This is a genomic window from Paenibacillus sp. CAU 1782 (genome assembly GCF_054551715.1).
The window spans coordinates 199,919-222,267 of record NZ_JBTOLL010000001.1 but is presented as its reverse complement, the minus strand read 5'-3'; the positions used below and the strand labels follow the sequence as shown (position 1 = coordinate 222,267).

Annotated in this window: 19 protein-coding genes and 1 pseudogene; 3 read left to right on the top strand and 17 right to left on the bottom strand. The window is 52.3% G+C overall.

The annotated features are described in order from the left end of the window. Window positions 1-12: 12 nt before the first annotated feature. The 8 genes and pseudogenes from ACX93W_RS01045 to ACX93W_RS01010 all read right to left on the bottom strand — a co-directional run bounded on the left by ACX93W_RS01045 (window position 13) and on the right by ACX93W_RS01010 (window position 8,535). Complete coding sequence (locus ACX93W_RS01045; protein ID WP_459390468.1) at window positions 13-819, bottom strand: MetQ/NlpA family ABC transporter substrate-binding protein; 807 nt, start codon at window positions 817-819, stop codon at window positions 13-15. 49 nt (window positions 820-868) lie between these two features. Beyond that, a pseudogene (locus ACX93W_RS01040) lies at window positions 869-1,545 on the bottom strand (methionine ABC transporter permease). Further along, window positions 1,514-2,299, bottom strand: a complete 786-nt coding sequence (locus tag ACX93W_RS01035) for a methionine ABC transporter ATP-binding protein (protein ID WP_459390467.1) — start codon at window positions 2,297-2,299, stop codon at window positions 1,514-1,516. Before ACX93W_RS01035 ends, ACX93W_RS01040 begins: the two are co-directional and overlap by 32 nt. A gap of 41 nt (window positions 2,300-2,340) precedes the next feature. Beyond that, on the bottom strand, window positions 2,341-3,531 hold the full coding sequence (locus ACX93W_RS01030) for an acyl-CoA dehydrogenase family protein (protein ID WP_459390466.1): 1,191 nt from the start codon (window positions 3,529-3,531) through the stop codon (window positions 2,341-2,343). Between the two features lie 31 nt (window positions 3,532-3,562). Next, on the bottom strand, window positions 3,563-4,759 hold the full coding sequence (locus ACX93W_RS01025) for an acyl-CoA dehydrogenase family protein (protein ID WP_459390465.1): 1,197 nt from the start codon (window positions 4,757-4,759) through the stop codon (window positions 3,563-3,565). A gap of 3 nt (window positions 4,760-4,762) precedes the next feature. Beyond that, window positions 4,763-5,872 carry a dimethylsulfone monooxygenase SfnG gene (sfnG, locus tag ACX93W_RS01020; protein ID WP_459390464.1) on the bottom strand — a complete coding sequence of 370 codons (1,110 nt, stop codon included), beginning with the start codon at window positions 5,870-5,872 and terminating at the stop codon, window positions 4,763-4,765. Then, entirely contained in the window at window positions 5,873-7,033 is a 1,161-nt protein-coding gene (gene ssuD, locus ACX93W_RS01015; protein ID WP_459391976.1) for an FMNH2-dependent alkanesulfonate monooxygenase, read from the bottom strand. A gap of 47 nt (window positions 7,034-7,080) precedes the next feature. Next, a complete protein-coding gene (locus tag ACX93W_RS01010) occupies window positions 7,081-8,535 on the bottom strand; it encodes a 4-hydroxyphenylacetate 3-hydroxylase family protein (RefSeq protein ID WP_459390463.1) in 1,455 nt (484 codons plus the stop codon). Window positions 8,536-8,852: 317 nt separating this feature from the next. Here ACX93W_RS01010 and ACX93W_RS01005 point away from each other — a divergent pair, with 317 nt between their 5' ends. After that, a complete protein-coding gene (locus ACX93W_RS01005) occupies window positions 8,853-9,509 on the top strand; it encodes a TetR/AcrR family transcriptional regulator (protein ID WP_459390462.1) in 657 nt (218 codons plus the stop codon). A 158-nt stretch (window positions 9,510-9,667) separates the two neighbouring features. Here the strand turns inward: ACX93W_RS01005 and gpr are convergent, their stop codons facing one another. Further along, window positions 9,668-10,672, bottom strand: coding sequence for a GPR endopeptidase (gene gpr / locus ACX93W_RS01000; protein ID WP_459390461.1), 1,005 nt, complete (start codon window positions 10,670-10,672; stop codon window positions 9,668-9,670). A 226-nt stretch (window positions 10,673-10,898) separates the two neighbouring features. Between gpr and rpsT the strand changes: the two genes are divergently transcribed. Beyond that, window positions 10,899-11,171, top strand: a complete 273-nt coding sequence (gene rpsT / locus ACX93W_RS00995; RefSeq protein WP_459390460.1) for a 30S ribosomal protein S20 — start codon at window positions 10,899-10,901, stop codon at window positions 11,169-11,171. A 614-nt stretch (window positions 11,172-11,785) separates the two neighbouring features. Here the strand turns inward: rpsT and holA are convergent. The 8 genes from holA to ACX93W_RS00955 form a co-directional block, all read right to left on the bottom strand. Continuing rightward, entirely contained in the window at window positions 11,786-12,835 is a 1,050-nt protein-coding gene (holA, locus tag ACX93W_RS00990; RefSeq protein WP_459390459.1) for a DNA polymerase III subunit delta, read from the bottom strand. A 254-nt stretch (window positions 12,836-13,089) separates the two neighbouring features. Then, entirely contained in the window at window positions 13,090-14,232 is a 1,143-nt protein-coding gene (locus ACX93W_RS00985) for an anti-sigma factor family protein (protein ID WP_459390458.1), read from the bottom strand. Continuing rightward, window positions 14,229-14,777 (bottom strand): RNA polymerase sigma factor, encoded by a 549-nt coding sequence (locus ACX93W_RS00980; RefSeq protein ID WP_459390457.1) that lies wholly within the window; start codon window positions 14,775-14,777, stop codon window positions 14,229-14,231. Before ACX93W_RS00980 ends, ACX93W_RS00985 begins: the two co-directional genes overlap by 4 nt. A 323-nt stretch (window positions 14,778-15,100) precedes the next feature. Continuing rightward, window positions 15,101-17,683, bottom strand: coding sequence for a DNA internalization-related competence protein ComEC/Rec2 (locus ACX93W_RS00975; protein ID WP_459391975.1), 2,583 nt, complete (start codon window positions 17,681-17,683; stop codon window positions 15,101-15,103). Window positions 17,684-17,690: 7 nt separating this feature from the next. Beyond that, the gene (locus ACX93W_RS00970; RefSeq protein ID WP_459390456.1) at window positions 17,691-18,326 is read right to left on the bottom strand and encodes an MBL fold metallo-hydrolase; all 636 of its coding nucleotides are present in this window, start codon (window positions 18,324-18,326) and stop codon (window positions 17,691-17,693) included. Between the two features lie 72 nt (window positions 18,327-18,398). Beyond that, window positions 18,399-18,929 carry a deoxycytidylate deaminase gene (locus ACX93W_RS00965; RefSeq protein WP_459390455.1) on the bottom strand — a complete coding sequence of 177 codons (531 nt, stop codon included), beginning with the start codon at window positions 18,927-18,929 and terminating at the stop codon, window positions 18,399-18,401. Between the two features lie 160 nt (window positions 18,930-19,089). Further along, on the bottom strand, window positions 19,090-20,382 hold the full coding sequence (locus tag ACX93W_RS00960) for a homocysteine synthase (protein WP_459390454.1): 1,293 nt from the start codon (window positions 20,380-20,382) through the stop codon (window positions 19,090-19,092). Window positions 20,383-20,463: 81 nt separating this feature from the next. Continuing rightward, complete coding sequence (locus ACX93W_RS00955) at window positions 20,464-21,255, bottom strand: ComEA family DNA-binding protein (RefSeq protein WP_459390453.1); 792 nt, start codon at window positions 21,253-21,255, stop codon at window positions 20,464-20,466. Between the two features lie 140 nt (window positions 21,256-21,395). Here ACX93W_RS00955 and comER point away from each other — a divergent pair, with 140 nt between their 5' ends. Then, on the top strand, window positions 21,396-22,235 hold the full coding sequence (gene comER, locus ACX93W_RS00950) for a late competence protein ComER (protein WP_459390452.1): 840 nt from the start codon (window positions 21,396-21,398) through the stop codon (window positions 22,233-22,235). The last annotated feature ends 114 nt before the right edge of the window (window positions 22,236-22,349 follow it).

Genomic DNA, 22,349 nt, shown 5'->3' with positions numbered 1-22,349 from the left:
GTTTTGTGGAGCTTACCAGGCGGGGACCAACACTTCCTTGCCCCCATAGGCATCCTTAAACGCCTGCTTGATGGCATCGGATTGGTAGGCCTTCTGGAGCGCCTTGATTTTGTCGGAGTTTTTATCCTGTGGTTTCACCGCAATGATATCAGGGGACCACAGTTCCTCCGACTCCTTGATCAGTGCGTCTTCGCCGAAGATAAGGCCGATTTCGGCCGCTAGCGTCGCGTACAGGAATCCGGCGTCCGCATCGTCGAGAGCACGGGTTAACAGCGCGTAATCCACTTCCTGGAATTTAAAATTCCGCGGATTGTCCACAATATCGCGCTGAGTTATTTTTGCGGGTTCTACCCCCTCCTTCAGCGCAATCAAACCTTCCTTGGCCAGCATGACGAAGGTGCGGAAGTTGTTGGACGGGTCGACCGGAATACTGATCACCGCCCCGTCAGGCAGATCATTCAGCGTTTTGTGTTTTTTTGAAAACAGCCCGCTAGGATCGGTAAACGCCTGGAACGCTGGCACCAGATCCGAATTATGCAAGGCGTTAAACTCGTTCAGGTAGGCGATGTGCTGATGATAATTGGCATCTGCCTCTCCGCTAATAACCGCTTCATTCAATTGGGTGTTATCCGAAATGAATTTGTACTCAAGCTTGTAACCTTCCTTTTCCAGCTCCTGGGCCAAAATTTTGGTGGTATCTTCATACAGCTTGATGTTTGCGGCCACAAACTTGATCGTTTTCTCCGAGTTGCCTCCGCCGCTGCATGCCGTCAACACGAGAAGCAGCAGAAGAAGTGGAAGCAGCATTATTTTTTTCATGGCATGAACCTCCTGCGAAATCAACATTTGTATTGTTAAAAAATGTTCGTTAATGCCTTTTGTCTAATCTGCGAACCAGATAATTGCCGGTAGATTGAATGATTTGCACAATGATAACGATCAAAATGACGGTAAAGGCCATCACATCAAGCTGGTAGCGATAATACCCGTACCGGATCGCAAAATCGCCGATTCCGCCTCCGCCAACCAGTCCAGCAACAGTTGAAAAGCTTATGAAATTGATGGATATGATGGTGCATGTGCTCACAATGCCGCTTCGAGCCTCGCGGTAAAGCACCTTCGTTACGATTTGGTACGTAGAAGCACCCATAGATTCCGCCGCCTGGATGACGCCACGGTTGACCTCCAGCAGCGTCTGTTCGATCAGGCGGGCTAAATCGGGGATTGCGCTAATCGCAGCGGAACAATAACCGCTGTTGTGCCGATTGCCGTGCCTACAATAAAGCGGGTGAACGGAATCAATACAATGAGCAGGATCAAAAAAGGAAAGGATCGCAAAATATTCACCGCTGCATCCAAAACGGCATAAAGCCGCGGCCGCTGCGCGAGGGAGCCGGGACGGATCAAATAAAGAAACGTTCCAAGCGGAATCCCCGCAAGCGCGGCAATTCCCATCGCAAACACCATCATATAGCCGGTCTGGCCCAGCGCATGCAAAATTTCCGGCCAAAGCTCAATCGTTGGCCCGAAGAAGTCCGTAAGCATATTCCCCCTCCTTCGCCTCTTGGCCGCGATTAAACAGCAGCCTGGCAATTTGAGACTTGGGCTCATGCTTCCGCTCCGCAAGATCCAGCGTTTCCACTATTACTCCGCGTTCCATAAGCGATACCTTGGAGCAGATGGAGCCAACAACCTCCATTTCATGCGAAACAATTACGATCGTAATATGCAGCTTGGTGTTGATGTCCTGCAAAAAACGCAAAATCTGACCTGTTGTATCGGGATCAAGCGCCGATGTCGGCTCATCGCACAGCAGCAGCTTGGGGCGCGCAACCAGCGCTCTGGCAATAGCGATACGCTGCTTTTGACCGCCGCTCAGCTTAGCCGGATAAACAAGCGCCTTGTCCTGAAGCCCCACGATATCCAGACTCTCCAGAATTCGTTCCCGCCGTTCGCTCTTCGGCACGCCAGCTATTTCCAGCGGAAAGCTGATATTATCGTAGACCGTCCGATTTTCGATGAGATGGAAATGCTGAAAAATCATGCCGATTTGCCCTCTTGCGAGACGCAGCTCCCGCTTGCCCAGCTTTGTCAAACCTACTCCTTCCAGCCAAACCTCTCCGCTATCGGGACGCTCCAGCAAATTGATCGTACGAAGCAACGTCGATTTGCCGGCGCCGCTTGTTCCGATAATGCCATAAATATCACCCTTGCCGACGGAGAGCGAAACATTGTTGACAACGTCTTGATGACCGTCAGCTCCAGAAAACGATTTGAATATGTTTTGCAGCTCCAGCATGCGACGGGCTCCTTTCTTTCGAATTGAATGTTGATTACGTATCAGGAATAAAAACCGGGAGCCGGCCCTTTGCCATTGAGTACCCAATCGCCAACAGTGCGCAGCTTGAACTCCACAGGATTATGCAGCGTGTGGACCCGCGCATTGCGCCAAAAGCGGTCATAACCAAACCTGGAGGCCGTGGAGCGCGCGCCCATCACCTCGAATATGCGGCTGCTGAGCAGCAGGGCTGTCTCACCGGCCTTTACATTGGCCGCTGCTGTCAGTACCGCGCATTCTCCGCGTTCCTCCTCCGTCAGCGCCGTCCCCTTATCCCAAACGTCATCCAGCCGCAAAGCCGCCTTTTCTAGCAAGGAGAGGGCAGCCTGATGCTCGGTCCACAACTCGCCGTAGCGACGAAGCGTGGATGTTTCTTCGGAGGCTCGTTCCACGCCCGACTTATACCAAGGGCGGGCATCCCGCAAGGTGTATTGCCTTGCTTCCGCAATAATACCTTCGCTGATGCCGGCGAACAGGCTGCCCAATATGCTTTGCGACAGAATGGGAATCAGAGTCGAAAATACGGTATGCCCCGCATAGGGCGTATGCAGAATTTCGTTCTCCTCCACAACAACCTGATGGAATCGAACGGTGCCGCTGCCCGTCTGGCGCTGTCCAAAGGCGTCCCAGTCGTCAACGACAGTGATTCCCTCGCGGGATGTTGGCACAATGCCTTCGTAATAATCTCCTGTTTCGCTGTCATGCCATGAAATCGCCAGTATGTCGGAATCCGGCGATCCGGAGCTAAAGGATTTGGCTCCGTCCACAATAACCCGGGAGCCATTCCGAATCCCGATAATGCCGCGGTCAAGCGGATTGGAGGAATTGCCCCAAAACCAATTGTTCGCAGCGGTGGAACGGTAGAAATGGCCTCTCTGCTCCTCGCTGCCTGCCAAATGCGGCGCAACCAGGCATAAAAAATGATAGCCGTAAAGATGGGCGAGCGAAGGATCGGCGGCAGCCAATATCCGGGTTACCTCCAATACGAGCGACCATTTCGATCCATCGCCTCCATAGACCTTCGGAATAAGCAGCTTCAGCAGTCCGCTTGACCGCAGGGCGTCGCGCTGCGCCGTGGGCGTTCCCCCTTGCTTGTCGCGCTCCGCCGCGTCGGAACGCAGCCATTCCGCCAGCCTTTCCGCTTTTTCCAGCGCTTCGTCCCGTATTGTTTTGCCTGCAAGAACGTCCGCCATAACGCTAATCTCCTTTCCTCAAGCCGCTGTATTAATCGCCGCCAGGCGTCCACAGTTCGGCAGGCAGACCAACCAATTGCTTGCCTACCAGCTCCCGCGCCAGATTGTTGGATGGCGTCAAAGCAAGTCCCGCTCTTACATCGCGGTAGATGCGTTCGATCGGCCCTTTTTTGTAACCGTATCCGCCCGTCACGTCCAGCGCTACTCCAGCCGCCTGGTTTGCAACCTCCGTGGCATGAATTTTAAATTCCGCACCTTCATACCACAGCTCGCCAAGCGGCGTGCCCTGTGCTTCGTATTGCGAAAATTTGGCCGACAGCTCACGCTGCCACGGCTTCAGCGCGCTGATTGCAATTTTGATTCTGGCAAGCTGATGACGAATAACCTGATAATCTACAAGACTGCGGTCAAAATCGCGGTGCACGGTACGCTGAGCGTGGCTGACCGCCAGCTCCAGCGCCTCCTCCGCAACGCCGATCCAGGCGGAACCGATGCCGAGCAAATAAAGCGGATCTACGCCGTTCAGCGCAATTTCGGCAGCACGGTTTTCCTCCCAGATAAGGTCTTCGCGGGGAACCTTGACATTGTGCAGCTTCAAGGGTCCGCTCTGATTCCCCCGCACGCCAAGAGCCTCCCATGGTCCCGCCGTAATGCCCGGATCGCTTCCGTCAACAATAAAATAACTCAAATCCGATGGCTGCTCCGCGCCGGGCGTACGCGTCTGCAAAATGTAAAAATCGGCTTGCCCTCCGCTGGTCGTAAACGATTTTTCCAGATCCAGCACATAGTTTTCGCCATCACTTGCAGCCTCGCTCAGATTAAACCAAGTATGGCCCCCCGTTGCCTTTTCGCTCATGGAATGCGTTCCGATAGCGCCTCGCCGCACCGGCTTCAGCCAACGCCGCTTCTGCTCCTCCGTACCGTAATACACAATCGTTTGAGCCGCTCCCACGTGCATCACATAGATAAGCGAAGTAGACGGGCAGCCGCGCCCGATTTCCTCGGCTGCTATCGCAAAAGCGGTGTAGTCCAATCCCAGCCCATCGTAATCTTGCGGAATAAGCAGGCTGTTCCAGCCGGCATCCGCCAAAGCCTGCAGGTTTTCCTTTGGAAAAATGCCTTCGCGGTCAATTCTCTCCGCATTGGGCCGGATCGTTGCCGTCACCGTTTCCCTGATGCGGCTCCGCAATTGTTCATAATCGATTTTTACCGCCGATGTTGTGCTCATTGTTTATACACTCCCCTCGTTAACTTTTTCCCGTCCGGCTCCGACGCCATCCGCCTGCGCTTCCTTGCCCCTTACAAGCGGAATAACGTTTTTCCCAAAAGACTCCAGTTCCTCGTCATAATGAAGGAACCCCGTCAGAATCAAATCTATGCCGATTTCCGCCAGCTCCAAGGTCCGTTCCGCCACTTGCTCCGGCGTGCCGATGAGGCCTGTTTTGAAGCCATCGTTAAACTGTATCAAGTCCTCAAAAGAGGAATTGGCCCACATGCCCTGCCTCTCTTGGGAAGCAGCTCCCGCTTGGCGGGTCTGCTTTCTGAACAGCTCGACGGCATCCCGGTCGGCATGCTGAATAATCTCCCTGAGCTGCGCTTTGGCTTCCTCCTCCGTCTCCCTGACGATAACAAAGGCATTTACGCCAAAAGAAACGGTTCTTCCGGCATCCAGAGCGTATCTCCGCACCTCGTCGATTTGCTTTTTCAACTCTGCCGGCGCGTTTCCGTTCATCAGATAATAATCCGACACCCGGCCCGCCATACGTCTTGCGGCCTTGGAGTTGCCGCCCTGGAATATTGGCGGCCCTGCGGCTTGAAGCGGCTTTGGCTGGTATTCCGCCTGTCTCAGCCGATAGAAATCCCCGCTGAATTCCGCCTTATCCTCGTTCCAGAGCTTGCGCAGGACAGCAATAAACTCCTCCGAACGGCGATAGCGTTCTTCATGGTCAAGCCAAGGCTCGCCCAAAGCAATATATTCATCCTTCAGCCAGCCGCTGACCACGTTAATCGCCGCCCGCCCTCCGCTCACATGGTCGATTGTCGTCAGTATTTTTGCAACAATCGCAGGCGGCCACAAACCGGAAGCCACCGCTGCGATTAAACCGATTTTTTCCGTTTTTGCCGCAAGCGCCGCGGCAATCGTCAACGCTTCCCACTGCTCGGTGGAATCGCTGCTCGCGATAAAACGAGTCGGCAGCAGGGTATGGCTGTAGCCTGTTTCCTCGGCAATGCGCGCATAACGGACATTGTCTTCAAACGAGCTGCTCGTCCTGCCGGGAAGTTTTGTTGCAAGCAAACCGTTGTTTTCCAGCGGCGCCCAATATCCGAATTGCATTGCCATTCAGGCGCCCTCCCTCTGCCCGGCTGCCGCTTTGGCCGCTCCGGGCAACAGATTACTCGCGATCATTTCGCCGAACGGACTGACATAGGCGGGACCGCCGCTAGCGGCGGATGCCAGATTTAGCTGGGGAAATAAAAGCTCCGCCGTGCGGTAAGCTTCCTCCAGATGCGGGTAGCCCGACAAAATAAATGTCTCGATGCCAAGCGCTTCGTATTCCCGCATGCGAGCAGCCACATTTTCCGGACTGCCAACCAGCGCAGTCCCTGCTCCTCCCCGCACAAGTCCGATTCCTGCCCACAGGTTGGGGCCGATGACGAGGTTGCTTCGATCTCCGCCATGAAGCTTCGACATGCGCCGTTGTCCCTCGGAGTCCATCCGGGCAAAAATGTTCTGCGCCGCCTGAATGGTTTCCTCGTCAAGATGGGAAATCAGCTCGTCAGCCGCAGCCCAGGCTTCCTCTTCCGTAGGCCGCACGATCACATGCAGCCTGATCCCAAAACGCAGCTCCCGCCCGCGGGCCTTCGCCCGGCTTGCCATAACTGCGATTTTTTCTTTGACCTGCTCCAGCGGCTCTCCCCAGGTCAGATAGACATCCACATGCTCCGCCGCCACCTCCATGGCGGCTTGCGACGAACCGCCGAAGTACAGCGGGGGATGCGGCTTTTGAACGGAGGGATACAGCAGCTTGCCGCCGGCTACCTTCAGGTGTTCGCCTTCATAATCAACCTGCTCGCCCTTCATCTCCTTCCGCCAAATATCAAGAAATTCATCGGTCATGCCATAACGCTTGTCATGGTCCAGGAATAACCCTTCCCCTGCCATTTCAACGGGGTCTCCTCCCGCCACCACGTTAATGAGCAGCCTTCCTTCCGAAAAGCGATCCAGCGTTGCCGCCATTCTTGCCGCCGTCGTGGGCGACATCAGTCCCGGTCTTACCGCGACTAAAAACTTCAGTTTTTTGGTCGCAGGAACCAAAGTGGAAGCAACCACCCAGGGATCTTCGCATGACTTGCCCGTTGGCAGCAGCACACCGCCAAACCCGAGCTCATCCGCCGCTTGAGCAATTTGCCGGCAATAGGCATGGGTGACGGCCCGCGCTCCGTCTTGCGTACCCAGATGTCTCCCATCGCCATGCGTCGGAATAAACCAGAATACTTCCATCGACGTTTCTCCTCCTTTTTGATCTCTCGTCATATTGCGCATGACCGTCAACTAGTGGATGCTCCCATTTTGCTGGCATCCTTCATCAGTCTCCACACAGGGTCCGTTAAGGATTGTTTATTGAATTGGACATATTGCGAGGCATAATTGCGGACCGGATCGCCGGCATAAAAACGCTCATACAGCTCATGCCGCGCCCCCAGCGGGCTGCCGATCAAATCCCAGGCCAGCTTGTAAAGCTGGACCTTCTTCTCTGCGCTAACCGACGCGCCTTCGAAATAGAGATGCATAAGCCCCGATATCGGACCATAAAAATCCTCAACGCCGGATGGCGCCTGGACAAAACCTCCGCCGCCTACCTGCTGCAATATTTCGATGGCACGGGGGTAAAAGCGGGTCCCGATATTTCTTGCTGTATCAATATAGCTAAGCTTCGGCACGAGCACTCCCGTTTCATTGCGCTTGGCCTGCGTCTCCGAAGCCAGCACCAGCGCCTTCATGACATCAATTTGGGTCAGCAGCTCGCCAAGCTTTTCCTGAACGTGCAGAAAGCCGTCTGCGCCAATGGATTCCGCAACCGCAAAAGCAACCCCCGCCACAAATTCAAGCTTTGCTACGTACCGTACTATATTTTGATGAAACGCCAGGCCGTTGGCCGTCCGATTGGAGCGAAGGCTCAACACTTTTTCGGTGTCGCCGTGCAGCAGCACCCTTTCCCAAGGAACAAACACATCATCAAAAAAAAGCACGGCGTCCATTTCCTCGTAACGGGAGCTAAGAATATGATTTTGCTCCCGGCTGTCGGCAAACGACTCCCGGCAAACGATATGGAGTCCCTTGGAATTGGCAGGCACTAACAGTACATGGGCATGCTTCTTCTGCTCGGTGCTGAACTTCAGAAATGAAAAAACAACAAAGTCATGGGTGTAAGGCGCCCCTGTAGCAATCATTTTGGCACCGCGAATGACGATTCCGTCGCTTGTTTCCTTGACGATGTGCAAAAAGCGCTCCGCAATCCGGCTATCCTCCAGGCTGCTGGAACGGTCGATCTGGGGATCGATTATAGCTGTTGTCAGGAATAAATCTCCGTCACGCGCCTGTTCATAATAATTTGAGATTTTTGCGGAAAAGCCGGAATCGTACCGGGCAATTTCATGGCGCGCCGCGTACCATCCAGTCACTAGCGAACGCGCATAATCAGACAAACGGCTCATCATCCCATGCGTTTGCCGCGACCAGCAGTAAAAAGCTTCATGCCGCTTGCGCAAATCCTCCGCCGAAAAGGGGACGAGGAACGAACTATGCGCATAGCGATTTTGACCCGGAACCAAATAACCGACCTTATCCCGCTCCTCCGGCTGATCCAGAAGGTTGAATAGCGAGCTGATTGTATCCAGCGTCCCCTTGAAGGCAGGGTGCTCGCGCAAATCCGGCACCGTTGCGCCCTCCAGCCATACGCTGCGCCCGTCTTTCAGGCTCTCAATAAACTTGTCACCTCTCACCCCTGCGCCCTCCTAAAATAATTAGCATTAATCCTATTGAATTAATTGTATTTGTTGTTTATTATAGATTGAAATATTTTCTATTCAAGAAACAATTTGTATCGACTTGTCGTTTAGGGAACATCCATGCCGTATCTGTTGCTCTCGGACTTTTTTTCACGACGAAAAGCACCATATTGTAAGCCGGTGACAAGCTCTTGTCCCGCTTCAAAACAAAAAAAGCACAGAGAAGGCAAGCCTACTCTGCGCTTTGCAGCAGGTTTGATTTTGTTGTTTAACCGACAAATGGCATCAATATGTTGAGAGGTGGGATTTGCATGACAGAGCCAACCAATGATTCTCTCTCCGGCGACCGCCGCATTATGCGCACTAGGCAAACGATCATTGAGTCATTGATCAAGCTGGTTCGCCGCAAGGCATTCCAAAGCATTACTGTTCGGGATATTACGGATTTGGCCAATGTAAACCGCACGACCTTTTATGCCCATTACACCGATAAGTACGATCTGCTTGACAGTGTTATGGGAGAGAAGCTCCAGCTGCTGAAGAAGGAGCTTATGGAGAGTTTGGCAGCAGGCCAAAGCGTTGATTCGGCCCAACCGGAAGTTGCCGACGGGTATTATCTGTCTTTTTTCAACCATCTGGCAGAGCAGGAGCCCTATTACCGCATTATATTGGAGGAGCCTTATGCCGAGAAACATTACGCTGCCATGCAACATGTTGTCAGAGACAGCTTGTACGAACGGATATTAACTTTTGATCCCGAACAAAAGCTGCTGATTCCGCTGGATCTCCTCCTGGATTACATGAGCGTTTCATTAATGGGACTTTCCCGCAAATGGCTGGAACAGCAGATGATTTATACGCCTCGTTATATGGCGCTCCAGCTTACGAGACTATCCGCTATAGGCGTTTATCAAGCAATGGGCATGCCGCTAAAGCCGAGCCTGACCAAGCGCACGCCCGGCGTTTAAGCCTCCGCCTCCCCTCTCCGCTAACGCGCCTCATCGCTGAGAGCCCTTGAAATCTAACTCCCTTCACAACAAAAAACCTCAACATCCACCATTTAAAATGGAGATTGAGGCTTATGCTCTTCTTTATTTTCATCAGACTATGTTGACTATGTTGTGCTTCAATGCGTGTAGGCGGCAACGTTGCTGGAGTCCACCGCTTCATGCAGTGCCGCATTTAAGCCGCTGGCGATAATGTTGGCGATATCCTCGATAAACTCATCTACTTCCTTCGGCGTAACAAGAAGATCATGGCCAACGGGGGTTAATACTTCCCGTACAAGACCCAATCGCTCATTTTCATCCATGCCGTTCAGCAGCCCCAAAATTTGATTCGTATCTCCTTTTTGCCGCTCAAGATGGGCCTTCATCAGTTCAAAAGCATTGCTTACGATAGTGGAAGCATAAACCACCGTTGGGACGCCGATCGCGATGCAAGGCACGCCAAGCTGCTCTTGAGTTAATCCTTTCCGTTTGTTGCCGATCCCGGAGCCGGGATGAATGCCTGTATCCGCGATCTGGATCGTTGTATTGACACGCTCCAGCGACCGGGACGCCAACGCATCAATCGCGATAATGAGATCGGGAGACGATTTCTCAGAGATGCCCTGGATAATATCGCTGGACTCAATGCCCGTCGTACCCAGCACCCCGGGAGCAACCGCGCTAACCGGCCGATAACCGGGAGCCACCTGATCCGGCATCAGCTCAAAGAAATGGCGAGTCACCATGACGTTTTCGACAACGAGAGGCCCCAAGGCATCCGGCGTAACATTTACGTTGCCTAGCCCCACAATAAGCACGCGAGCCATTGGTGAAATGTTCAGGTCTTTAAGGAAAGACTCAAAATGTTTGGCGAAGGCGGTTGCCACTTTATCCTGCAGCACCGTATCGCCTCCTCTAAGGCCAGGCACCTCGATCGTGACATAACGGCCTTTCATTTTGCCGATAGCCTGCTCTCCTTGCTCATTCTGCACATGCAGCATTGTTACCGTGATGCCGTCGCCTTTCTCTACATCCGATAAAATACCCGGGATGGGGCTTCCTTTGGGGGACTCCGCCAGCTCCTTGGCCTCCAGCGCCAGATCCGTTGCGATATTGAATTGCTGTAAATCGAGATCGCTCATTATGCTTCCCCTTTCACCTTCGGTCTTGGCATTATTGTTCGCAGAGCGCCATTTTTCATTCAAGAGGTAGTTCGAAATATCGGCTTTTGCTGGCGTAATACACCTTTCGTCATAGGCGGGTTTGCTGGCAGGCGCGCCCACTTGCGCTATTGCATTTTGGCAAGGGGCATGGTAATATATTTTAAGTTGTGTTGTCTAGGTTTATTGAAAGTAGGAGGTGAATTCCATGCCAAACATTAAATCCGCGATCAAACGCGTTAAGACTAGCGAAAAACGCCGTGCTCTGAACGCTTCGCAAAAATCCGCTCTTCGCACAGCTGTTAAATCGGCTGACCAAGCGATTGCAGGTACTGATGTAGATGCTGCTAAAGCGGCTCTTATCGTTGCTTCGAAGAAATTGGACAAGGCCGTTACTAAAGGCCTGATTCATAAAAATGCGGCTGCCCGCAAAAAATCCCGCCTGGCTAAGAGACTGAACGTTCTGTCCGCTCAAGCCTAGTATGGAAAAAATAAAGAGCGATGTCCCCGGATAGGAGATACCGCTCTTTTTTACTGCCCTTTTTTAAAGACTCAAAAATGAAATCAGTTCTTCGAGAAGTGATTCCAATAAAATATGCTTCTGCAGGCGAATTTTCAGGAGGAGTGGCGAGGGTCGGATTTGGCGGAGTAGTTGATGTCATAATTGATAAGACTGGTCGTGAAGTTGGTAGTCACATAAATTATTACTTTGGAGAAGTCCATGATGGGATGGAGTATGTTAGTCGATATGGCGATATGTATTTATTGCAACCAGGCGTAACTCTCGATTTTCATGAACCCCCCCACTATGTCTGCACTAACCCCGAACGCAATACCCACAGCTTCCAAAGTGCTAGTCAACAATGAAGAAACAACTTTTGACGCTTACACTATTAACGGCAATAATTATGTTAAACTGCGTGACGTAGCACAGGTAGCTAACGGCTCAGCAAAGCAATTTGAGGTAACCTGGGACGGAGCAAAAAACACAGTGGTTATTGACACAACAGCGAGCTATACCGCTTATTAATAAAGAAAGCTGCATGCAACACTTGTATAATTGTAAGTCCTGCCAAACATAAAAAAATAAGCCGGCTAAGCGCCGGCTCCACTCCGTTTGTTATCCACACCCAGGGACAAAAAGTACAGCTCCAGTCCCAGATGTTTGTCAATTGCTCCCGTTTTCATCCCGTAATCCAGATCTGCCAATGCCGATAACAGCTTGCCAAGAACGGCCGGCGAAAACTTTTTCGCTTTCTCCGCAGCCAGCTTAACCGCATAGGGATGCAGCCCCAGTTGGCCTGCCATCTGCTGCGGCGAATAATGATGCTGCTCAAGCTCCTTGATTTGCAGCATGATCCGCAGCTGCCGGGCGATTAAAGCTGCGATTTTGATCGGCTCCTCCCGCTTGGTCAACAATTGCTTGTACAGGTCCAGCGCGCGTCGAATTTGCAGCTCAAGAGTAGCATCAACAAGCGCAAACACATCCTCTTCCAGTGAAGCCGCCGTAAGCTGGCCCACCTCTTCAACGCCGATTGAGCCGCCTTTGCCGACATGAAGGCATAACTTGTCCAATTCCTGAGACAAACTTCCTGTGTTCATGCCGATTCGGGTTATCATTAGCTCCGCGCCATCGGCATCCAGTCCCCTGCCTTGCTCAGCGGCACGTTTGATCAGCCATTGTCTCAGTTCGGCCATATCCATTTCCTGAAACGGAATCAGAGAATTTCGCTCTTTCAGTGCCTTGACCAGCTTCCGCCGTTCATCAAGCTTGTCCGATTGTACGGCAAATACCAAAACGGTATCCTCCATCGGCGCTTCCAAATAGGACAATACGCGCTCCGGCGCATGCTCGACTTTGGCGTTTTCTTTTCCGGCTGCCGCCATAACGGTATTGTCTCTGATTAAAACCAGCTTGCGTCCGCCAAAAAAAGAGGGCGTTTCTGCTTCCAAAACCGCCTCTTCCACCGACGTTTCTGCGGTATCAAACTTTACGATGCCCATTTCCTTCTCTTCGGCCGAAAACATCATATTGCTCAAGGTATCAATAAATTGCGACATCCGGTAACGATCTTTGCCGAACAACACATAAACAGGACGAAATTTTCCCGCCTTCATCTCTCTATACGCTTCCTTGGCATCCATCCCTCATCCCCCTGACCGGTCCGAACCTTTTCTCTATCATACCGCAACAATCATGACACAACAACAAAGGGATGACTCCCCGAAGGCAGCATCCCTTTGTCTTTATATAAACATTCGTAGGCAGCTCCATGGCACTGCCCGAGGAATGGTCATACGACGCTGCGGAACGTCGCAGACTGTTACCTAGATTTATCATACTCAAAACCATGGCTAAAGGTGACGGCTTTTGAGAAAAACTTCTATACAACAAAAAATTAATGGCTTGCTTTCTTTTCGGTCCAATCCTTGGCGGAAATCACATATTTTTCGATTGCCCCTTGCCCAAGCTTAACCTCATAGCTTAACGTCGATGCGTCTTCCGCCCAGAGAAGTTCTCCGAACTCTCCGTTTTTGCGGGAGGTTTCCATCAGCTTTTCGCCGGATTCAGCATTTGTCACGACGATTGTAAAGCCGTTGACTGCGGCAAAATATAAACCGTCAGGAGAAAGCGCAACTTCGCTTGATACCAAACTATGCATGCCGCCTGTCGCCAGGCCGTCAGGCATTTGTTTGTCCTCCAACGCCCCCACAGGTGCAGGGGAAAATGATTCCTGGCCGAATTGGTCTCTAACAACAGGTCCGTCATAGTTTGCAATGACGTCTTGCTGCTCCGTGGCATCCTTGTTCGTGTTATCGCAAACAGCTCCGGTTTGCTGTACGGATTCCGGCTTGCCCGACAAAGATTCATGATCTGCCGGCGCTCCACCCTCCGCCGGAGCGACTTCTCCGTGCCGCGCTGTGGACTCGGTCTGCAGTTTTTCCTGTTCCGATGTTCCCTCTGAATCAGGTCCAAAAGATTGGATGCCGACGTCACTGTTAGATGCATCGCCGCCTGGGTCCTCCACTTTATTTTTGATGCTGGCAGCTTCATCTTGCATCGCAACGGTGTAGGACAGATCACCCGCAGCGCCGGAGCTATTATTGGCATTGGAACCAAAATCCGGCGGATACGTAATCATAAAGATACTGGCCACGATACCTGCAGCTACGACGCCGCCAATGCTTCCCCAGGAACGCCAGCGCTTCCGTCGCCGCTGGACGCCGGGGTCCGGGATTGTTGCTGCAGGAAGGACGGTTTCCGTTTCCGGTTGCGAATTCGCCTGAGAGGCTTCATCTTTGCCAATGCTGCCCATTACGTCAATACGCAGCAGCTCCGGCATGATCGCATCTACCAAACTGTAGCTTGGCACCACTTTTGGCAAGCTTGTCAGCTCCGCCGATAGCAGCGTTAGCCTCTCCAGCATTTCCGCGCAGTCCGGACACTGCCTGGTATGATTCATCAAAACGACGATCTCGCTTTCATCAAGATCATCATCAAGCTGTCTTTGCATCAGTTCCATCACCTCTTGACAATTCATCCCCGGACGCCTCCTTTCTGATAATCATGTAGTAGCGATTGAAGCTGCTGTCTGGCCCTGAACAGGTAGGACTTAACCGTATTGAGCGGCAGATTGAGGCAATCGGCAATTTCATTGTAGGAGAAATCCTGCAAATATCGAAGCACAACGACCGTTCGATGATGCTCCGGCAGCTGGTCAATAGCGCTTCTTATGTCTTTAAGAGCATAGGATGACATAACTTCATCCTCAACATCCCGCTTTTCCCTGAATACCAGCTCATGTTCGTCTATGGACACGGTTGGCTTGCTCCTTCTGAACTTATCGATACAAATATTGGTAACGATACGTTGCACCCAGGTCTTGAATTGGGCTTTTTCCTCATAGGAGCCAATTTTGGTATAAATGCGGATAAGCGCTTCTTGAGCAGCATCCATCGCGTCTTGCTCATTATTCAATATATAATAGGCTGTCCGATAAACATGCGTTTCAATCTCTCGCAATAGAGTAATTAACGCTTCTCGATCTCCCGATTGGGCTGCTTTAATGGTGCTGAGCTCAACCACGAAGGATCCTCCTCTCTTGCAACCTTATTGACGGGCCGGTTGCTTTAAAAGTTGCACCATGATGTGCACATTTTTTTTGTTATTTTATGGGCTGAAACCATAGCTAAATACTCTAACACTGTTTCACCCATCGCCAAACATTCTTGGTTACGAAATATCGTATAAAAACAAAGGAATATGACTTCAAGAGCTGATTTCTGTTTCGACCAATTTTAAAAGCTGTATCATGTACGGCATAACGCCTCTTATAAACATATGTGTCGGCTTCGAATTTGAAACTCCACCTCAAAGCATACCAAAAATATGGGATTGCGTATATAGAATCATTTTCTCCAATAATAGATTTGCCCTTCGTCAACACGAAAGGAAGCTTCTCCCTGCTGATCGATTCTCCAGAGCGCAACCCCTGCTTCCCGAAGTCTTCCCAACGTATCGGGATGGGGATGATTGTACGGGTTGTTGGTGCCGGCGGAATTTACGGCAACGGCGGGCCGCCAAAAGTCCAGCCAGTCCGAAGCTGTAGAAAACCGGCTGCCGTGATGAGCAACCTTCATAATGTTTATGCCTGCCGGCTCATTTTTCCCCTCCACCATCATACGCATAAGCGACCTCTCCGTTGCGCTTCCAATGTCGCCCGTAAACAGGAACCGTTTGCCGTATGTCTCCAGCTCCAGCACGAGGCTGATTTCGTTCTGGTCCTTAACCAGCCGCACGCCAGCCGATTGGGAATCCACGGGTTCAGCCGGCGGCCACAAAACAGCGAGACTCGTATCGGGATCAGGATTCCAGATTTCCCCTGCTTTCGGCGCATAGAGCGGAATCTTTTTATCAAGCAGCAATTGCAGCAGGCTTTTGGCATCCTGGGCTTCCTTAATGCTCCCGTTCCACCAGACGGCCGAAATCGGGATTTGCTCCGCGATTGCCGCCAATCCGCGAATATGGTCGCTGTCCAGATGGGAAACCACCAGCAGATCGATGTGCTGCACCCCCCGCTTCAGCAGGAGCGGAACCACCACTTTTGCCCCCACTTCGAAAGGGTCCTTTCGTGTTTTCCAGGCTTCCTCCGGCTTCTGAAACGAAATCGTTCCTCCGCCATCGATCAGAATATGCTTTCCGCCGGGCGTCCTGATCAATGCCGAATCCCCTTGCCCCACATCCAAAAAACTGATGACGGCATCCCGGTTTGCGGCATCCGGCATATAGGCGTAAAACAGCAATAAACCAAATACGACTGCAAGTCCGGCTAAGCCATAACGCAGTCTTTTGGCCTTGTGCAAGCCGATTGCCGCAAAAGGATTCTCATCAAGACATCCCTCCGACGCGCTTCGCTTTTCTGCCGCCTTCATGGCTTGCCAACTCCCTAATAAACGGAACAGCGCCAATAATAGAAGCAACCAGGCCGAAACCCACCATAGCGGAGGCGTCTTCCAAATCAATCTCCATTGATCGCTAACGCCGGTAGACATCAGTTCGACAAGTTTAAATGAAAAATCGTTTGCCCAAATGCCAACTGACGCAAGCGCCTGGGCCCCTCCCTGCCAAACCAGCGAAAGCATCAGACTGGCGGAGCCGACAGGCAAAACGGCAAAGCTGATAAACGGCACCAGCAGCAGATTCGCCGGCAACGACAGCAAATGAAATCCATTAAAATAGTAAAGCGTAACCGGAAACGATACGAGCTGCGCCGTTACGGAAACAGCCACCAAATCCGGGAACCATCCGTGCTTCTTCCATGCCGGCATACATCGCCTTAGCGGCTGCACGCCAAGGATCAGTCCCAGCGTCACAATAAACGAGAGCTGAAAGCTGACATCGTTCAAATAATACGGATTGATGATCAACAGCGCCAGGGCTGCCGCGCTGATCAAATGCAGGCCGTCCTTCAACTTGCCCATACGTGCCGCCGCAAGCCCCAGCATCGACATAATCCCCGCTCGCAGCACGGAGGGCGATCCCCCCGTTAGCAAAACATAGACCGGAACTGCAAAAAGCAAGATGAGCAAAATACGCTCCTTGGGCAGCCTTGCAAAGCGAAGCAGTCCTCCAAGCACATAAAGAAACACGCCGACATGCAGTCCGGAAATGGCTAATATGTGCGTCAAGCCCAGCTTCGAAAATTGGCCGAAGCGTTCCGGATCGAGATCCTCGCGTATACCGAGGATCAGCCCTTTCATGTACCCCGCCTGGCTGTCGGGGTACAGCTCGTCGAAGGCCGCGCCGAGCCAGCCGCGCGCGGCATCCACGCGGCCCAGCAGAGCGGCCGCGGTAAAGGCGCCAGCCGCCGGCTCCACCTGCGCGGCGGTGGCGCCTTTTCCCTTGAGCAGCCAGTGGATTCTCTGGCTGCGCAAATAGCGGCGGTAGTCGAAGCCGCCGCGATTGGTTGCCTCGGCGGGAGCGGCAAGCTCGCCCGCCACGGCAATGGCGTCGCCGCGCTGCCAGGCCGCGGCGGTCACTTGCTCCAGCTGCTGCTGAAGGCGCAGCTGAACCATGATCCGCTCGCCGAGGCCCGTCAGCGGCGGAAAACCTTCGCCATGGACGCTGTGCGCCTCCATGGTAAATCGGACGCGGTCGCCGTCGACCTCGACCGCGCTAACGATGGTGCCGCTGGCGCGAACGGCGTATGCCGCCAGCGGACCATTCAGGACGGCGGCTTCCCGCAGAGCGACCAGCGCCGTTTCATTATGGGCGTCGGTCCAAAGCCGCTGTCCCGACGCCGCTGCCAGCGCCAGCAGGCAAGCCAGCATCAGGCGAGGGCTCGCCAGCTTCCAGGATATCGCCGCGACGGCGAGCAGGAACCCCGCTCCTGCTGCCAGCAAGCTGCCGCGCATGCCCAGCGATGCCGCAAATGTGCTGCCAGCCACCCAGCTCAGGGCAAACCATAATAAAGGCCGATTGTTCATGATCATCACGACTTCATCCTCTCCCATACACAAAAAAAGAACCTTTCAGCGCAAGCTCAAGCTTGCTCCAAAAGGTTCTTCCTTGTACATATTCCCTATTAAAAGTTGTTTCGAGAAGCCTCGATAGAGGTATTCTCATCACGCACTTAAAGATATTTTTAAAAAATACGAAGCTCCCCGTCTTGGGGATCCATACTTCCCCCCGGCAATTCTGTTCTCGCAAAAATGCATCAAGCTGATGAGCATGCGTCCCCTGGATTCGCTTGATCACAATACCTTCCCATTCAAGGCGATCATTTACTGGCAATGCTCTTGAAAATCCGGCAGAAATTACAGAAGTTTGGTCTTTGGGCTGACAAAAAACAGGAAGTTCTTTATCTAAAACGGACATTGCCCTCTTATCCCAATGATCGAAGTGGCGATGCGTTAACAAAATGGCATCCACTTCCTTGAACACACTCTGCGGAGTCTTCATTTGAATCAACGGATTCCTTACGTAATTTCGAGTTAAAGGCACAGGCGAAAGCTGACCAGCTTCGCTCAGCATAGGATCTATTAGAATTGTCTTGCCGTTTATAGTGAGAATCGATGTTGCGTGCCGAATATGATGGATGGAAATCGTGATGTGAAGCAACTCCCTTGATTGCATATCTGCTATTTATAAAAATGATGAAGTTACGGCATCCTCCAACATTGTTGCCAGCTCCGGCAACGTCTTATTTTATGGTATTACCGCCATCTGCGCCTGCTCGGGAGGCGCGTAAGATTGAAGCTGGCGAAAAATAATTCCTTTTTTCTCCATAAGGCTGTATACCTTTTCGCTGTCCTTTGGATAGCTTCGATGATAAACAATCTCCACCACTCCGCTGTTCGCCAGCATATTGGCGCAGGTCCAGCAGGGCTGGTCCGTTACATAAACGGTTGATCCTTCCCGGTTTGCACGGTCGGTGAAAAGCAGTAGATTTTGCTCTGCATGTATGGTGCGAATACAGCGCTGCTTGCGAATGACCTGCTCCACGCCGTCCGCCACGCTCACTTCAATATCTTCAGCGATCATGCAACCGGCATCGGAGCAATCCGGCACGCCCATCGGAGCGCCGTTATATGCCGTGCCCAGCAGTTTTTTTCCCTGAACAAGTACGGCGCCAACATGTCTTCGGGGACAGCGTGAACGAGTCGAAACCATATAGGCGATGTCCATAAAATAAGTATCCCAATCTTTGCGCGAGGCATCATTTCCGGTTTCCGTCATGTGTGCTCCCCCTTCTGCGTTTGGCGGACTTGTCCGCCATTGTCAACCATTCTGTTCTCATTATACTTCAGAATTTGCCCGCATTAAAGACAAGAAGAAGCGCTGTCGCTTATCCGACAGCGCTTCGAGAATAATAAATGATTGCCGCAATGATTAATGATTAAGACTGGCTTGCTGCGATCGCTTGCTCCAGATCCGCGATAATGTCGCGAATACCTTCGGTTCCGATGGATAGACGCACCATGCCCGGCTCAACGCCGGCAGCGGCTTGTCCTTCCTCCGACAGCTGCTGGTGAGTCGTGCTGGCGGGATGGATAATCAGCGATTTGGAATCGCCCACATTGGCCAGATGGGACAAAAGCTGGACGGAGTTGATGAGTTTTTTGCCGGCTTCGATTCCGCCTTTGATGCCAAAGGTCAAGATAGCGCCTTTGCCGTCCGGCAAATACTTCTGCGCAAGATCGTAGGACGGATGGCTAGGCAATCCCGGGTAGTTAACCCATTCAACCGCTTCGTGACCTTCCAAATATTCGGCAACCGCCTGGGCATTGCTGCTATGACGCTCCATACGGAGATGCAGCGTTTCCAGGCCCTGCAGCAGCAGGAAAGAGTTGAACGGCGACAGAGCCGCTCCCATATCCCGAAGCAGCTGCACGCGGGCTTTAATAATGTAAGCGACCGGACCAACTGCGTCGGTATAAACGACGCCATGATAGCTTGGATCAGGCTCGGTCAAGCCGGGGAATTTGCCGCTTGCTTTCCAGTCGAATTTGCCGCTGTCCACGATGATGCCGCCGATGGACGTGCCATGCCCGCCGATAAACTTTGTGGCGGAATGAACGACAATATCCGCGCCATGCTCTATCGGACGGCATAGGTAAGGGCTTGGGAACGTATTGTCCACAATAAGCGGAATGCCGTTTTCATGCGCGATTGCGGCAACGGCCTCAATGTCGATGACATCGCCTTTTGGATTGCCGATCGTTTCTACGAAAACCGCTTTTGTTTTGTCGGTAATGGCGGCGCGGAAATTTTCCGGATTTGACGGGTCCGCAAATTTAACCGCAATGCCCAGCTTAGGCAGCGTATGACAAAACAGATTGTAGGTTCCGCCGTACAGGCTGGTAGCGGATACGATCTCGTCGCCCGCGCCAGCGATATTCAGAATGGAGTACGTGATCGCAGCTTGTCCGGAAGCAACCGCCAAAGCGGCTGGAGCGCCTTCCAGTTCCGCAACGCGTTTTTCAAACACATCCGATGTCGGGTTCATAATGCGCGTATAAATATTGCCAAACTCCTGCAGGCCGAACAATCGGGCTGCATGATCCGTATCTTTGAATCCGTACGACGTAGTCTGGTAAATGGGAACGGCCCTAGACTGCGTTGTGGGATCGATAACTTGACCTCCGTGGACGGATAGCGTGTCTAGCGATAGCTTTTTTTCCTCTGACATGGTCCTGATCACCCTCCAACTAATTGCATCGATAATTAACCGCCAACCCTGCGATTGGTTGTCCTTTCCATTATCTCATAATCAGCGGTTTGCGACAACGCTTTCTTTCAAGCCTGACAAGAGCTTTTCGCCTATGCCCTTGACCCTCAGCAAATCATCTACACTGAGAAAAAAGCCGTTTAGCTCGCGATCGCGGACAATGGCCGCCGCCTTTGACGGTCCAATCCCCTTTAAGGTCTCCAGCTGCGCGGCGGTTGCGCGATTAATATCCAGCTTTCCTTCATTGGCTGCTGCCGTTCCCGCTGTGCCGCCGCTAGTCGTACCGGTTGGGTTGTCCGCGCTGTCCGTTTGACTGCCTGTGTCATTGATACTACCTCCGTTATTGCCATTTTCGGCTCTATCTCCGCCAGTACCGCCGCTCACCGTACCATCTGCGTCGCCACCGCCGCCCGCATGGCTCCCATCGATATCCTCTATCTGAGCTTCAGCAGTAACGCCCGGCTGCACCGTATTTTCTGGAGTCTTTGAACCATTAACTTCATTATCGCCGCCATCATTAAGTGCTGTAGCCGTTTCCTTCGGTGAGCTCCCGCCTTTTTTCCAGATGGCGGAATCCTCCGCTCCGTCAAGCTTTGCCTGCAAGGCTTCATTCAAGGGCACCCATTCCCCGCCAGCACCACTCTCTCCTCCTGTAAATGCCAGCAGCAGCAAAATTACGGCGCCTGCCGCGCACAGCAGCCCCAACGTTTTGGTTTGATGAAGCCGTTTTCCGCTGCTCGCTCCTCCAGCCAGTTGTCGGCTGATATTTTCCTTCTTTCCGTCCATTCTTTTATTGTAAAGCCATTTGCGAGCTTGAGCTGCAACATTACGCATACCTTTCACCCCTTCCACAATGTAAAAGCTACAAATATTAAACGGCCCTATCTGTAAAGTGATGACATATGGAACAAGTACCCCGGAATACATTTTAAAGAATATGGAAATTTTCAAACTCTGGCACGGGAGGTTATGCCATGAAGGTTGGATTTATCGGAACGGGCTCTATGGGGAGCCTGCTTATTGAGGCGTTTATGACATCCGGGGCGCTGCTGCCTGCCGAAGTAACGGTCAGCAACCGCACCTTTCCCAAGGCCCAGTCCTTTGCGGAGCGTTATCCAGGCATGAAGGCGGAATTTTACAATGCCGATACGGCCCAGGCCAGCGACATTGTATTTATTTGCGTCAAACCCCATGAATTCATTCATGTTGTAAAGGACATCCGTCCCGTCATGACGCCCGACAAAATCGTTGTGTCGATTACAAGCCCCGTGCTTGTCTCCCATCTGGAAGGCGAGCTGAATTGCAAAATAGCCAAGATCATTCCCAGCATTACCAATCTGGTATGGAGCGGATCGGCGCTCTGCATTTACGGCGAAACAATGGAGGACAGGGACAAAAAAAGGCTTGAGGCGTTGTTTAATCATATCAGCGAACCGCTGCGGATTGAAGAAAGCTACACCCGTATCGTTTCTGATCTATCCAGCTGCGGTCCCGCTTTTATGGCTTTTCTGCTGGAGCAGTTCGTCAATGCCGCAGTTGAGGAAACGGGCATTCCCCGCGAGTCAGCCCAACAGGTTGCCTCCAATATGCTGCTGGGAACCGCGCTGCTATTGACTGAAGGACGCATGACACCAGCCGAGGTGCAGGAGCGGGTTGCCGTACCCGGAGGCATTACCGCCAAGGCGCTTAAGCTGCTTGAACGAAAAAGCGATGGCATGTTTCGGGATTTGATCGCGACAACTCATGCCAAATACAGGGAGGACCTAATCAAAGTATCCAGCTCCTTTTACGGCGAAGAGGTGAACGGTCAATAGCTGTTCTTCAGCTAAAGTCCGCTCACCTCTTCGGTTTGAGCTTCACGTATAAGTCGGGCGCTCTGCGCCCCTGACGGTGCTGCCTCACTGTTGGGCCTTGCGTTAATTCTCGCG

What these genes read in the sequence shown, in the direction of transcription:
- ACX93W_RS01045 (WP_459390468.1), bottom strand. Translation starts at nt 819, where the DNA reads ATGAAAAAAATAATGCTGCTTCCACTTCTTCTGCTGCTTCTCGTGTTG.
- ACX93W_RS01035 (WP_459390467.1), bottom strand. Translation starts at nt 2,299, where the DNA reads ATGCTGGAGCTGCAAAACATATTCAAATCGTTTTCTGGAGCTGACGGT.
- ACX93W_RS01030 (WP_459390466.1), bottom strand. Translation starts at nt 3,531, where the DNA reads ATGGCGGACGTTCTTGCAGGCAAAACAATACGGGACGAAGCGCTGGAA.
- ACX93W_RS01025 (WP_459390465.1), bottom strand. Translation starts at nt 4,759, where the DNA reads ATGAGCACAACATCGGCGGTAAAAATCGATTATGAACAATTGCGGAGC.
- sfnG (WP_459390464.1), bottom strand. Translation starts at nt 5,872, where the DNA reads ATGGCAATGCAATTCGGATATTGGGCGCCGCTGGAAAACAACGGTTTG.
- ssuD (WP_459391976.1), bottom strand. Translation starts at nt 7,033, where the DNA reads ATGGAAGTATTCTGGTTTATTCCGACGCATGGCGATGGGAGACATCTG.
- ACX93W_RS01005 (WP_459390462.1), top strand. Translation starts at nt 8,853, where the DNA reads ATGACAGAGCCAACCAATGATTCTCTCTCCGGCGACCGCCGCATTATG.
- gpr (WP_459390461.1), bottom strand. Translation starts at nt 10,672, where the DNA reads ATGAGCGATCTCGATTTACAGCAATTCAATATCGCAACGGATCTGGCG.
- rpsT (WP_459390460.1), top strand. Translation starts at nt 10,899, where the DNA reads ATGCCAAACATTAAATCCGCGATCAAACGCGTTAAGACTAGCGAAAAA.
- holA (WP_459390459.1), bottom strand. Translation starts at nt 12,835, where the DNA reads ATGGATGCCAAGGAAGCGTATAGAGAGATGAAGGCGGGAAAATTTCGT.
- ACX93W_RS00985 (WP_459390458.1), bottom strand. Translation starts at nt 14,232, where the DNA reads ATGAATTGTCAAGAGGTGATGGAACTGATGCAAAGACAGCTTGATGAT.
- ACX93W_RS00975 (WP_459391975.1), bottom strand. Translation starts at nt 17,683, where the DNA reads ATGATCATGAACAATCGGCCTTTATTATGGTTTGCCCTGAGCTGGGTG.
- ACX93W_RS00970 (WP_459390456.1), bottom strand. Translation starts at nt 18,326, where the DNA reads ATGCAATCAAGGGAGTTGCTTCACATCACGATTTCCATCCATCATATT.
- ACX93W_RS00965 (WP_459390455.1), bottom strand. Translation starts at nt 18,929, where the DNA reads ATGACGGAAACCGGAAATGATGCCTCGCGCAAAGATTGGGATACTTAT.
- ACX93W_RS00960 (WP_459390454.1), bottom strand. Translation starts at nt 20,382, where the DNA reads ATGTCAGAGGAAAAAAAGCTATCGCTAGACACGCTATCCGTCCACGGA.
- ACX93W_RS00955 (WP_459390453.1), bottom strand. Translation starts at nt 21,255, where the DNA reads ATGCGTAATGTTGCAGCTCAAGCTCGCAAATGGCTTTACAATAAAAGA.
- comER (WP_459390452.1), top strand. Translation starts at nt 21,396, where the DNA reads ATGAAGGTTGGATTTATCGGAACGGGCTCTATGGGGAGCCTGCTTATT.